This is a genomic window from Candidatus Taylorbacteria bacterium, from assembly GCA_039934295.1.
In the GTDB taxonomy this organism is placed as follows: Bacteria; Patescibacteriota; Minisyncoccia; order Phycocordibacterales; family HO2-43-120; genus HO2-43-120.
The window spans coordinates 1-12,894 of sequence record JBDTMN010000003.1; the positions used below are offsets into that span (position 1 = coordinate 1).

At 41.6% G+C, this 12,894-nt stretch carries 9 protein-coding genes and 3 tRNA genes; 3 read left to right on the forward strand and 9 right to left on the reverse strand.

Annotation, left to right across the window (positions count from 1 at the left end; genetic code table 11):
- Nucleotides 1-1,044: recombinase family protein (locus tag ABI430_01070; protein ID MEO8637477.1), on the reverse strand; the 1,044-nt coding region annotated here is incomplete at its 3' end.
- 932 nt (nucleotides 1,045-1,976) lie between these two features.
- On the opposite strand from ABI430_01070, the gene ABI430_01075 reads away from it, so the two are divergent.
- From ABI430_01075 to ABI430_01085, 3 genes are all read left to right on the forward strand, one after another.
- On the forward strand, nucleotides 1,977-3,131 hold the full coding sequence (locus ABI430_01075; protein ID MEO8637478.1) for a hypothetical protein: 1,155 nt from the start codon (nucleotides 1,977-1,979) through the stop codon (nucleotides 3,129-3,131).
- Nucleotides 3,132-3,848: 717 nt separating this feature from the next.
- Nucleotides 3,849-3,921 (forward strand) — tRNA-Lys (locus tag ABI430_01080).
- A 158-nt stretch (nucleotides 3,922-4,079) separates the two neighbouring features.
- Nucleotides 4,080-4,163 (forward strand) — tRNA-Leu (locus tag ABI430_01085).
- Between the two features lie 497 nt (nucleotides 4,164-4,660).
- On the opposite strand, the gene ABI430_01090 is transcribed toward ABI430_01085, so the two are convergent.
- From ABI430_01090 to ABI430_01125, 8 genes are all read right to left on the reverse strand, one after another.
- Nucleotides 4,661-5,155, reverse strand: coding sequence for a hypothetical protein (locus ABI430_01090; GenBank protein MEO8637479.1), 495 nt, complete (start codon nucleotides 5,153-5,155; stop codon nucleotides 4,661-4,663).
- Between the two features lie 291 nt (nucleotides 5,156-5,446).
- Nucleotides 5,447-6,433 carry a hypothetical protein gene (locus tag ABI430_01095; GenBank protein MEO8637480.1) on the reverse strand — a complete coding sequence of 329 codons (987 nt, stop codon included), beginning with the start codon at nucleotides 6,431-6,433 and terminating at the stop codon, nucleotides 5,447-5,449.
- A 21-nt stretch (nucleotides 6,434-6,454) separates the two neighbouring features.
- A complete protein-coding gene (locus ABI430_01100) occupies nucleotides 6,455-6,793 on the reverse strand; it encodes a hypothetical protein (GenBank protein ID MEO8637481.1) in 339 nt (112 codons plus the stop codon).
- 19 nt (nucleotides 6,794-6,812) lie between these two features.
- The gene (locus tag ABI430_01105) at nucleotides 6,813-7,415 is read right to left on the reverse strand and encodes a hypothetical protein (GenBank protein ID MEO8637482.1); all 603 of its coding nucleotides are present in this window, start codon (nucleotides 7,413-7,415) and stop codon (nucleotides 6,813-6,815) included.
- A 245-nt stretch (nucleotides 7,416-7,660) separates the two neighbouring features.
- On the reverse strand, nucleotides 7,661-8,962 hold the full coding sequence (locus ABI430_01110; protein MEO8637483.1) for a hypothetical protein: 1,302 nt from the start codon (nucleotides 8,960-8,962) through the stop codon (nucleotides 7,661-7,663).
- Between the two features lie 236 nt (nucleotides 8,963-9,198).
- Nucleotides 9,199-11,442 (reverse strand): asparagine synthase (glutamine-hydrolyzing), encoded by a 2,244-nt coding sequence (gene asnB / locus ABI430_01115; protein MEO8637484.1) that lies wholly within the window; start codon nucleotides 11,440-11,442, stop codon nucleotides 9,199-9,201.
- Nucleotides 11,443-11,505: 63 nt separating this feature from the next.
- A tRNA-Leu gene (locus ABI430_01120) sits at nucleotides 11,506-11,589 on the reverse strand.
- 725 nt (nucleotides 11,590-12,314) lie between these two features.
- Entirely contained in the window at nucleotides 12,315-12,875 is a 561-nt protein-coding gene (locus ABI430_01125; GenBank protein ID MEO8637485.1) for a hypothetical protein, read from the reverse strand.
- Nucleotides 12,876-12,894 lie beyond the last annotated feature (19 nt).

Below are 12,894 nucleotides of genomic sequence, written 5' to 3' on the forward strand. Positions count from 1 at the left end.
TTCCTCCGCCCAGTCTTTGGGCAAAGAAACTTTTTGAATTAAGGATGATAACTGCTCGTCCAGTTTTTCGGAACGAAGCGACATTTCTCTGCACTTAATCGTTTTAGATTTCTTCGTACATCTGTAATACACATAGTAGTGAACATTACCATTTTTCTGCCGTTTGAATTTGTGTTCGCCAGTTATCATCATTCCACAAGAAGCACAGGAAATAAGCCCGCAATATGGTTGAGGTTCGTTTTGTGGTTTGCGCTCGGGTTGTCCACGAAACTTCAACATTTCCTGTGCTTCATCAAAAAGTTTCTTTGAAATGATTGGCTCGTGCTTTCCTTCGTGGATTTCACCACCATATTTGAATAATCCAATATAGAAAGGATTGGAGAGAATAAAAGACGCTTTTGTTTTGGAGATTTTCTTTCCGGAACGCGTGGATATTCCGTTCTTCGCCAAAAAGTTTGCCACATCTTCCAGTCGCATATTTCCTTTGACATACTTCTCAAAAGCCAAGCGGATAATGCGAGATTTTTTCTTTTCCACCACGATTGTTTTTGTTCTGCTGTCGTTCAAATATCCCACTGGCGCTTGGCTTGGGAAAATACCCATTCTGACTTTTTGGCGAAGTCCACGCTTCGTGTTCTCGGAAAGAGAATCTACATAGTATTTGCTTTGCACAAATGCCATAGACAGCGAGAATTTGCCCTGTGGCGTGTTTTCAAACCAGTGGCTAGGGAATTTGAGGCTCGCAAGGAGTCCGATGTCGATAAAGTAAACTATCTGTCCGCCGTCCACAGAATTGCGCGCCAAACGATCGGGGTGCCATGATAATATTCCAGACACTTCACCTTTCTCAATTCGTTTCATCATTTCGCCAAAAATGGGACGACCTGGAATTTTAGCAGTACGCTTTTCCACAAACTCCTCTACGATTTCTAACTTTTCATTTTTGGCGAAAGCGCGCAATTCCGTAATTTGCGCATCAATGCTCAAAACTTGCTTATCTTCGACATCGGTACTCTTGCGAGCATACAAAAAGAATTTTTGCATAATATAAAAAGTTAGATTGATAAAACTTAAATGGCCGCCCTGGTGCGCAAACCTAGGAAGACCTAGATAAGTCCAAGACGGCCATTAAAATAGGCCTTCCATTAAGTTTGCGCAAATTCAGTATATCACTTTCAAAAATAAAGCAAAAATTCTTTTTGTATTCAAAGCAAATACTATGTCAAAATTGCTTCTGATTTCGAACCTGCTTCTTGGCGAAAAAACTCTGCGCACAAGCGCGCCGAATTCGGATTCATTTTTGGCGGATTCCTCTGCGGATTCTGGGCGGAATTCAGGCGGAAACCATTGGGACGCGCTTCGCGCGTCCCGCATTTGGGCTTCTTCAAAACCTCTGAGTTCTATTCTGGTGTGTTTATTGTACCAAGTTAGAACCTATTTCCAAAACAAAGTGAGGTAATGAATTCCGTCACGCCGTAGCGTCCACTCCACCGAACACCACAAGGTGTTCGGCTCCGTTCCCGCTCCGTCGTTCCGCCCTCGCCTCGCCACCACGCATTCTGTTTTGATTTGGCGGGAGTTTTCTCTTTTTTTATTTTGTATGGTGGTGGGGGGCGAGGTCGGGTTTCTCCTAATGGAGAAACTGACGGAATTCAATGCGTGGTAATTTAACGCTCTGTGGTGGACAAGGCGAAACTATTTTTCTGGGGATACGGTTCGCCTTGTCCACTTCCGTTTCGTGATTGTGAATGCGAATTCCCGCGCGGAGGAGGGGTCTGGGGAGGAATCCGCGCGGGTTTCTGATTTTGTTTTTTCGGAAAAAATTTGCGCATCCTAAAAATGATGCAACAAAAATTGTAAAAAATGTAGGATTTTTTACTTGACTATTCTTGACAATTACGCTAATGTGACGAGTAATCAACTCGATCGTCGAGTTGTAATTGTACATTCACAACAAGAGAAAGGAGGGTATCGCTATGTCGAGAAAGCCAATCGTCGTTTACATCGAAAGTGAGAGCGTAAGTAGCTTTAGCGACGATAATCCCAATCGCGATGCCCTCAGCTATTTTTTGAGAGAGCATTGCGGTTGTGAAGTCGTCCAGTATCGGTATGACCACGACTTTGTGGAAGACATGCCTCGACTGAAAAAATACTTTGCTTGCCACCGACTTATCCTCGTGATAGTCAAGCAGGAAGAGTATTCAGAACAGCACGAGAAAGTTTTCCAGTTAGTTCGTGGGGAACTTTCTGCAAACTTACCGGTAGTGGTAATTCCAGACGGCTGGGACGATAAACGATTTGTTGGCAGTCCTGATGATAAGTCGGTGTATGCATTTGATCACACCGATACTGGACTCGTCGAACTCGTAAATCGTCTCATAGCTGAATGGAAACCGCCACAAAACTGGCTTGGTGCAGAAACTGTGGAAGACCAAGCAACGCTCATGGCACAACTTGAGAACGCATATCGCAAACACTATCTCGACGACGAGAATGATGGAATGCTCGGCACTCCCGACCATAACCACATGATTGTTGCTGAGGCGTTGCGAATCAAGTTGCTTCCCGTCGAATTTCTGAAAATGGAGTTCGACGATACCATCGAGGAAGTCCCGCGCGCGTTCATCCCAACTCAACCATCTGCCTACAAAAAGGAGTTGCGAAAAATCCGTAAGTTGAGTGGCGAAGAACGCAAGTCGTTCGAACACGCACTCATGCGTGCGCGAGGTTACGAACCGGCGGAAGGTGGAGGCGTTTTTGTTACCCGCGCAAGTTGTGGTAACAACATCAATGGCTTTGCCATTGATCCAGTAACACTGGAAACGCTGATAACTTTCCGTTTCGGTATGCACCACATGGCGGGCGATATGCTTGCAGAACGCATCAAGGCAATCGAGGCGTTACGAAACCGCAAGAATCGCTACGAGCTTGAGGACGACACTGAGCGAGAGTGTCGTTGGCGTTTAATAACCGGTCTAATCTTTTCGGAGATTGACGGTTTTACAACGCCACTGCTTCAACTCTACACGGGCGAAGCGGACGAGGAACAAGTTCGCGGAGTCGTCCGCTTTCTTCATAAACAGCAAAAGTTCATCCCCGTCGGTCACGACGGACAACTCATCGAGGGTTAGCGTTCTTCACTGGACGCTGACCCTCTTTTTCATTTATAGAATATCAATAAAATTTTAATGATTTTGTTGATTCAATATTAAAATTTATTTTTTGTGCGCAAATTTTTTCCGAAAAAACAAAATCAGAAACCCGCGCGGATTCCTCCCCAGACCCCTCCTCCGCGCGGGAATTCGCATTCACAATCACGAAACGGAAGTGGACAAGGCGAACCGTATCCCCAGAAAAATAGTTTCGCCTTGTCCACCACAGAGCGTTAAATTACCACGCATTGAATTCCGTCAGTTTCTCCATTAGGAGAAACCCGACCTCGCCCCCCACCACCATACAAAATAAAAAAAGAGAAAACTCCCGCCAAATCAAAACAGAATGCGTGGTGGCGAGGCGAGGGCGGAACGACGGAGCGGGAACGGAGCCGAACACCTTGTGGTGTTCGGTGGAGTGGACGCTACGGCGTGACGGAATTCATTACCTCACTTTGTTTTGGAAATAGGTTCTAACTTGGTACAATAAACACACAAGTGAAGCGCAGTGATCGAAGCAAGTGAACTGCTTCACTTGCGCGGTGGGAATCGAAGCCCGATTGAGCATTTTTTTGGGCCGTCCCAAGGCGAAGAAAAAATCCAATCGGGGTACTGATTCTGTAAGAATCGATTCCCACCTAGCCCACAAAATTGCTCCAAGTGCAAAAATTTGCTACATTTGGGCTACTAAATTTTGCGCCCATAACTCAGTTGGCAGAGTAACTCCCTCTTAAGGAGAATGTCCCAGGTTCGATCCCTGGTGGGCGCACAAGTCAAATAATCTCCACTGCTGGAGATTATTTCGGACTTGTGCAAGACGGAGGTATGTTTTGACAGTAGTCAAAACAACCGAGTCGGGGTCGAGAAAATTTGTGAGTGGCGACGAACAAATTATTCGTGACCACAATCAAGTTTAGTTGATATATTGCGCGGGTGGTGAAATTGGCAGACACGTCAGCCTTAGGAGCTGATGCCGTAAATGGCATGGAGGTTCAAGTCCTCTCCCGCGCACAAATTTACGAAGTAAATTTGGCGCGGGAAGAAAGCTCTGGGAGAGCTTTCGTGAGGACTTGAAGACCTTTGATAGTTTTTTTCGAGTCTGTTTCAGACGAAGAAAAAACAGATAAGGTGTACCGAAACAGTAGGTTTCAAGTCCTCTCCCGCGCACAAATTGAGCCTCGCGAAAATTTGTGCGCGGGGAGCAAGCCGACTGCTCAGCTTGCGAGAGGACTTGCAAAGCGGAGGCATGTTTTTCCAACAGGAAAAACAGCCGAGCTGGGGTCGAGACTTTTGTGAGACGTCGGTCAAGCAAAAAGTCGTGACCAAGTCCTCTCCCGCGCACGACCATTGACTTAATAGTTTCCACCCACTTTTTTCTACTCCCTACACTGCCCTTCTGGAATGCCGTAGCAGGGATTGGATATGTCTACGACTGGAGGGTAAAATATAAATGATTTTATTATCATACATTAGTCCACCAAGACGTTTTTATACAACAAGTAATATATCTACCGTAAATCTTTTGTCCAGTTATTGTTACATTTGGCACTAGAAACCTTGTTTAGTACCAATTTTCCTGGAATACTTTTATCACCCCCGAAAAATTTTTTTCTTTCCATGATGTTTATGCTCAATTCATAACAACCATCTTTAGTTATTAAACTTGAAGGTATAGGTAATAAACCCGTTCCCGTTGACCAGTTAATCTGAAAAGATTTGCCATTAACGGTGGATACAGTGAAAATGTCAACACCACCCAACCAAACATGCTGTTCTGTCGCCGGCTGCTCCCGTGTTCCAATATACTTGATAGTTATATCACCCACAGAAATAATCGGGTTATCGATATAACTAATAACTTCACCGACCTTGCCTAGGTATCCTGAACCATTTGTTGTCGGCACTGACGAACTACTCTTATTATTCTTTGAAATAAACATCGAGATAACGACGGCAATAACTAATATTCCGACTAACAAATAAATAATCATTTTTGTGTTCATGGATATATATTACACCAAATACTCGACTAACGTGTGGGTATACCCCATCTCGTTGTTATAACATGTTAGAGTAAAGAATCTGTGTCGAACCATTTCTTGAACAACTCAAATTTAAAGTTCTTCCAGCCTATATATTTACATTCTATTTTTTCAAAGGTTCCACCAGATTCGTCCGAGTACATTACTAAAGCCTTCGAATAAATACCTGTGCACGCGAATCGCATGTGGACGAAGAGCAATAATATTAGTACAATAATAATTATTCCAGTGGTCATTTTAGGCGATTTCATTTTATTTTTCTAATATTTTGAATGATTCGATGACAGTTTTAAGGAACTGTTCTACGGGAAATCCAGATTCCGCTGATATATTCAAATTCACATAGTATTTGTAATCTTTGCCGTAAAAAACAACGTAGGCGAAATGGTCAGGGGAATAATCCCCATTCGAATTGTTTTCTTTCATATACCATGTAGGAATATTGTTTGGATTTGGATGGGAAATTGCCTCTACAGGTATTTCAAAATCATTTTTCCCATAAGGAAACTTGCTGACAGAGATATCCGCTTTAAACATCGCCGATACCTCTTGCGAATGTCGATCATTCAAAAAGATTAAGCATTCCTGTCCATTGGTTTTAACCGTAGTATCCTCCATGACCCTGTTAAAATCCCAGCCACTGAAAACTGGATACCTGAAGGTGAACCCGTCAATTCCTTGGCATGAAAAATCGCGCATTTCGGTTACCGATAGCAATTCTTGATCAGTTTCTATTTTCGAAAATTTAAACGTCTTTATTATCATATCCGCCATTTTCTTGGCGGAGTAGCTATTTTGTTCATCATATGGTGAAGGAAGAGGAACTGATATCTCAACAACTTCAGTTTTTGACTGTGGAGTTGATATTGAACTTCCAATAAATGACAAATATCCAATCTTTACATCGTAATTTGTGTAAGTAATTCCATTAGGATTTGTCGGCAATCTGTCAGGTAATGCGATAGGTGATGATTGATAATTTCTGGAAATCTTAATCGATGGTGCAACAACACTTTCAAAAGGCGCACTGAAATAAATATTGCCATCTTTGTCCGCAGCTGATGATTTCCACCCCTCAAACTCCGGATACTGGAAGGAAAAACCACCGTCAGAAGCTGTGTAGGTTTTGACGGACACCACCTTTGGGTTTCCTGAACTGAAACGTGCGACAATCCAACCTATGGCTGCAAGAATGACTAGTAGTACGAGAATTATGATAATCATTTTGTGGGATTTCATTGCTAGAATTATAACACATTCTTACCTCCCCGCATGCTCCGGACTAACCCATCCCATACTCTCGCCCTTCTCTACAATATCACGGATATAGGAGTCGAGTTTCCCACCAATATTTACCTTCGACGCTTCTTCATACAAAGAAGACACAATCCAGTTGAAAATGGCTCCCGTATCTCCCACATCTATCGCATCAGAAATCGATACATCGGTACCACTCGCTGTACAGTGGTATGAAAAACTTATTTTCCAGAGCGGCGCGGATTCTCCCGTTACCTCATGTATGCCTAGATGAAAATCAGTCAAATACTTTCCCAATTTCGAGGTGATAGTTGAGATAAGTTCATCGCGTGAGGTGTTCATAATCATCTTGATGTGTCTATTACTCTAGCGGATATAACTCCAATAAGGCTTTGCCATCTGTGTTTTTGCATGAATTTAATTTTTGTCTGATGTTATCACCCATATCCTTTTCTCTTTTTTTATCTAGATCAATAACTGCTTTACCCCGACTAATAACCCCTATAAAAGGCGAATAGAAATCGCTTAAGTTTTTTTGTGAGTAAGTATCGTAATAATTTAGATTTGAATAATCTGGATCACCAGTTTTGGCAATACTAAAGAAACTTCCGTCGTCGCAGACAAAATCCCTTGGGATTGTCTGTAGTCTTTGGAGATTTTCTCCTTTTTGCGCACTTGAATCTATGATCGAACCGATAACGAAAGTGTTGACCAAAAACCCAACAATAATTAAAAGATTAATGCAGGGTAACCAAATGAAATTCGGGTTTACATATTTTCCCAAAAGAAAGCCGGCTAAATATACCAATGGATAAGTCGCCACTGTCCAATTTATAATCCGAAATGAAAGAGGAAGTGGTCCCGAAGTATCTTTGAATGCAAAAAATGAAAAACAAATTAACAAAGAAATAACAAACACAGGCAAGTGCAAAACTTTAATGAAATTTCCAATATGTTGAAACATACATATAATTGTAACACACTAAAAATACAACAAGAATATCTCGCGTTAACGCACAAATTTACGAAGTAAATTTGGCGCGGGAAGAAAGCTCTGGGAGAGCTTTCGTGAGGACTTGAAGACCTTTGATAGTTTTTTTCGAGTCTGTTTCAGACGAAGAAAAAACAGATAAGGTGTACCGAAACAGTAGGTTTCAAGTCCTCTCCCGCGCGGACCCGAGGTGGGAAGTTGGAAGTAGTTAAGGAGTTTTAAGCCCCGACTTTCACAATAAGACTGAATTCGCTCGCTTCTTGGTATTGTGCACCGCTACGCAAATCAATCTGTGGCACGCCATTGATCCAATGAAAGACTGGTGTCATATATGTACCGCCGAGGGGTACTTTGGAAATGATAGCTGTGCTTACAGCCACATTCTTTAGCGATTTATATTCATTCCACACGAATGAGATAAACTCGGCTATATTGGCCGGCCTATATCCTAACTCGTTAATAACCTTAACTGCTTCATCAGTCGATAAATATTGGTCAAATGAAACGAGCGCAAGTGTTTCTTGTTTTCCAGATTGAACAGAAGAATCAAAATTTCCTTCTCTTATATCATAGTCTATCTTGATGCCCATATTGTTCTTTGTCATGGAAGCAAGCTCATCTATAGGCAGATAATTTATAGGGATGGTGAAAGTCTCTTTGTTTACTGTGCTGTTTATTTGTTGGGATTTCGATGTCGTTCCCGTAAATGTAATGCCCGTCGTCATACTTACCACTTCAAACGGCACTGAAGGGGTGTTGTCTCCCCCTCTTATCTCGATTGAGTAGTTTCCCGAACCAAAATTCTCAAGAGCATCGTGACACGGATCTTGTAGCGCATTCTCGCAAAGCCCAATAGTCTTCAATTGTATATTCAAAGTCTTGTCGTCTTTCGGTCGTCCGCCCCACAAAAAGCCGTAAATATTATTTTGTCCCTTTTTACCGACTAACCACACAGTAATATCATTCGCGGAAAAACCGGAACCAGAAAGAGTAATGGATTCTCCATCAGAAGCTTTGTTTGGTGACACAGAATCTAATGTAATAGACTTCGGTAGTTGAGATTTATATAAATAGAGTAACTGTCCTGCTGACATAAGGATTATCGTCAAGACACAGATAGTTATTAGAAGTTTATGATTTCTTGCTTCTGTGGTTAAATTCTTTTTTACAAATTTCGCGTATAGATAGGTAACAATGTAGAGAATAATAAACCAAGCAAGAAAAACTATGATTGGGCCAATAAGTTCAAAGATGATACCTACTAAATAAAGGTCCGTGACAAAAAACAAAGGGTATAAAGGTATAAAGGTGCCGGTCTCAACATAACTAAGTATTTTTGAAATATCTCCGTATACATTTGGTTTTTCGATAAATGTCCATGTATCTCCGGTCATGTCTGTCGAACCGTAATGAGAAATCGAGTAAAGGGTAGCCCACTGTCCAACCACTGAAGCCACTACGAATAAGATGCTTATAATAAGACTCGTTATTAGAATTGAGCGTAAATATGGATTTTTCATACTTTGGAAATATTATAACACATATAGTTTTTTCAAGTCTGTTTCAGGCGAAGAAAAAACAGAAAAGGTGTACCGAAACAGTAGGTTTCAAGTCCTCTCCCGCGCACCACCATTGACTTTGTCGGAGTGTAGTAGAACCGAAGTATGAACGATCCGAGTTCAAATTCCGGCATTTCGATAAAAAATAGCTTCGTTTTTTTACCGGGCAAATTCGTCAAATTTCAAATATGCTACTTCTAGTCATCGAACCAAGGTTTTATGCTTGTTCCTCTGTCTAACGAATGCATATAGAAAATCGGCAATCCGTTCGGCAGAATCTCGTCGAACTCATTCCCGTTGTATGTAAGGAAAATCGTGTCGGAGAAATTTTTCTCTATCTCCTTTTTTTCAATCTGATTTTGTAGATAGTAGAGCTTCGCTCCTGTATCAGGATCGTATCGTTTACAATGTTTCTCCGACGACTCGATTAAAATGCCGAGAAGATCATTGTTAATCTTGATTCCATCTTTCTTTTTCATCAAGTCTTTCTCATCAAAACTTGCAAGAGTACTTAAACGAACTGTGGCAAACCCAACTTGTTTTGCAAGCTGGATAACGGAATCAAAATATTGGTCGATTTGTAATTTCGTATAACCATTCAATTCAGCGTGAGTATCAGTCAAGATAAAAGTTATTTTTGATCCAGTTGGGTATTTTTCTTGTATCCCTTTAAGCATTTTTTCGAGATAGGAAATAGCTTTCTTTTCCTTCTCTCCTACTTTATCTCTTTCACCTTTTCCCCAATACATCACAAATTGAATCGGTTTTTTTGAACGAACGGCAAGCAATATCGTTTCCAAAAGTTTTGCCAATGTCTTTGGCTGTTCGCGTTTAAATTTCCAAGTATCGAAACTTTTCAAAATCTCCATTGCAAGACTTGTGTCATTTTGTTGTGTGTCAATCTTATTTACAGTCGTCCTTAGCTGATTGAATATCGCTTTGTCGTAGCCAAATTTGAGATACTGTTTGAAATAATACGCCTCCTCTTTTGTCTCCAAATTCCAGTCCGTATATTTAACCTTTAACTCCTCTAGCTCTCGGTCGGAAATTTCCTTGCTGACAATATCATAAAACAACCCACCAATTTTCTGGTTTCCTTTGAAACCCGCCCCCTCGCTCAAGACAACTTTTTCCCGATTGTAAATATAATCAGGCAGTCGGTCTTGCATTGCTTTTCTAAAAATATATTTACTAACTACTTTTCCATTATCATTCCTGATCTTTAATGAGGGAGGAATGGTCAAGACAAATCGCACCAAGTCCTTGTCCAAAAATGGCTCGCGCACCTCGGTTGTAAACGCCATGGAGGTACGGTCAACTCGTTGCAATTGCGTTCTGTGCAAATCTGAAAGGAATGAGTCGATTTTCTTTTCAATTTCTTGCGAGGTTTTCAAGTGTGTAAATTCAGGATACCCCGCGAAAATTTCATCTGAACCTTCACCACATAGGATAACCTTAAATCCTTTCTCCGCTGCTGTTTTTGCGATGACATATGAAACTGCAGATTGCCGTATCATGTTTGGCTCAAAACTCTCGGTCATCCGTACTATCTCCGGTATGGTCTCCGCTAATTCTGCTTCCGTCGGGGGAACACCGACAACATACTTGATATTATTTTCTTTACAATATCTGACAGCCGTCTCTCGGTCTGTTGAATGGTCATTACCAATAATTATTGCCGTTGTGTCTGGATGATATTTAAGAGCCGTAGCCAGTACTGCGGTACTATCTATTCCGCCACTCAAATAAACGGCAACGGGTAAATCGGTTTGCGTTCTGATTTTTATCGAATGGTCAAAAAGTTCTCGAATTTTATCAACGGCGATTTTCTCTGTAATATTTTCATCAATTTTTGCGTCAATCGAGAAATATTTTTTCAATTTTCCATTGTCCATCAAATGTCCGGCCGGAAAAAGATTGGCAGTTTTTAGTTCCTCAAAGTCCACCAGCGATTTTATTTCAGAGGCAAAATAATAATTTTCGTTTCCATCTATTGCCCAATATAAAGGTTTCACTCCGAACGAGTCTCGGGCGGCAAAGAATGTTCCATCTTTGCTGTCATAAATAAAAAACGCAAACATCCCGCTTATTTTCTCTAAAAGTTTTTCTTTCCATTCCGCGTAGCCGTTCACTAGCACCTCAGTATCTGAATCAGTAGAGAACGAATAGCCTATTTCTTTTAGCTCTTTTTGTAAATCCTTAAAGTTATAAATCTCTCCATTAAAAACAATGTGGTATCTACCGTCCGACGAAGAAATCGGTTGTTTCCCTTTTTCCCGATCAACAATAGCGAGGCGATTCATTCCGAGAACGCAGACTCCAAAATCCGCACTTTCGTTGAAGTATTTTTGTTCTCCGCGATGAGCAATTGGCGCCAGCATTGCTTTAAGCCGACCACTCTCCTGCTTTTTTTTTCCGATGATTGCTGCTATTCCGCACATAAATGATTTCAGTTGGTTTTTATTGCTGTGGGCGTGGAGAGACTCGAACTCTCAAGAAAAGTGTGTCGGAGGGGGGACTTGAACCCCCATGAGCGTGAGCTCACAGCGCCCTGAACGCTGCGTGTCTGCCAATTTCACCACTCCGACGAAACTTTATCTCCTCCAAAGACCTCATTATTTTAAGTCTTTTTCGTTCTAAACATACTACTGCTTTACGATAATACATCTTTTTTGCGATAATTTCTGCCTCTCGTTTGGAAAACTTAAGTTGAACATTTGTAGAATCTCGTTTTCTACTTATGAAGCCGTGCAAACTTGCATATGTATTCAATCGCCCTCTTAACCAGCAAAAATATTTTTCGCTGCCAGAGGCAAATGAAATATAGAAGCGAAAGCTATCTTTCCATACTGGATCATAATATGAGTAACTACATCCGTCCCCATCAAAATAGCCACGGAGGAAATCAAAAAAATATTTCTTAGGAACCAGTATAGCAGATAAAATCTTCGACTTTGCGGGCATCAGACCAATTTTCAAAAGAAATCTATAGAATAAGACGTCACTAAATTGTATATAATAGGACAAGTTTCCTTCCCCAGACAATTTTTTGCAAATCTTCATTTTAATTCCAAGACAGGCATTGAAAGCTGAGAGCAGTTCCTTGTCTTTAGAAGTTAGTACAATATGCCTGCCATCTTTTGAAAGACATCCATCAGAAACTATTAACCCTATCGCGTAGGCAAAATTAGAGGACCATTTGATAAAAACACTACCTTTAGGTTTTGGTCCACTTTTCATTCATTCAATTATAGCAACTAAATAACACTGAAACAATAGCGTATACCAATTCCGCCACACGCCCAAAATATTTTCACTTCAACCCCTTACAATTCGCCGCGGGGGTATAGCCGGCTTTCCGAGCCTCTTCGACGGACGCAAACCAGATTTTATTTTCTTCTTTGATTCTCTGCGCTCCCGAGCACCAAGGGAAATGGTATTTGTCCCCGCTCTTCGCTCCCACGAGCATGCCCGCTTGGGGCACTGCTTTGGGTATTGCCGAGACAACCGCCGCACTCAAATTTGCATTCACCACTCCCTGGGGAGATGCGACAGGAGAAGACGCGGGTGCCTCCGGAGAGGGTTGCGGTGAAGGAGTTGCGACGGCTGTTTCGGAATTGAGAATACGAACCGGCGCTCTCCCGCTTTCAATTTTAGAAAGCTGGCCTAAGCCATACGAGCCCGTGCCCACCAAAAAAATAATCCCGATAGTTAAAATATCTTTCCTGTTCTCGCTCCAAAATTTCCCTCCCGCATTCACGCCTCGGGAAGCCCCGTCTTTAGGGTAATACTTCTCGACTTCATCATACGAAATCTCCTCAAATTCAGTATCTGACTCGGACTTGTTTTTTTCTCGCTCTTTTGATATGCTCATTGTTCACAGTATAGATGGA

What these genes read in the sequence shown, in the direction of transcription:
- ABI430_01075 (MEO8637478.1), top strand. Translation starts at nt 1,977, where the DNA reads ATGTCGAGAAAGCCAATCGTCGTTTACATCGAAAGTGAGAGCGTAAGT.
- ABI430_01090 (MEO8637479.1), bottom strand. Translation starts at nt 5,155, where the DNA reads ATGAACACAAAAATGATTATTTATTTGTTAGTCGGAATATTAGTTATT.
- ABI430_01095 (MEO8637480.1), bottom strand. Translation starts at nt 6,433, where the DNA reads ATGAAATCCCACAAAATGATTATCATAATTCTCGTACTACTAGTCATT.
- ABI430_01100 (MEO8637481.1), bottom strand. Translation starts at nt 6,793, where the DNA reads ATGAACACCTCACGCGATGAACTTATCTCAACTATCACCTCGAAATTG.
- ABI430_01105 (MEO8637482.1), bottom strand. Translation starts at nt 7,415, where the DNA reads ATGTTTCAACATATTGGAAATTTCATTAAAGTTTTGCACTTGCCTGTG.
- ABI430_01110 (MEO8637483.1), bottom strand. Translation starts at nt 8,962, where the DNA reads ATGAAAAATCCATATTTACGCTCAATTCTAATAACGAGTCTTATTATA.
- asnB (MEO8637484.1), bottom strand. Translation starts at nt 11,442, where the DNA reads ATGTGCGGAATAGCAGCAATCATCGGAAAAAAAAAGCAGGAGAGTGGT.
- ABI430_01125 (MEO8637485.1), bottom strand. Translation starts at nt 12,875, where the DNA reads ATGAGCATATCAAAAGAGCGAGAAAAAAACAAGTCCGAGTCAGATACT.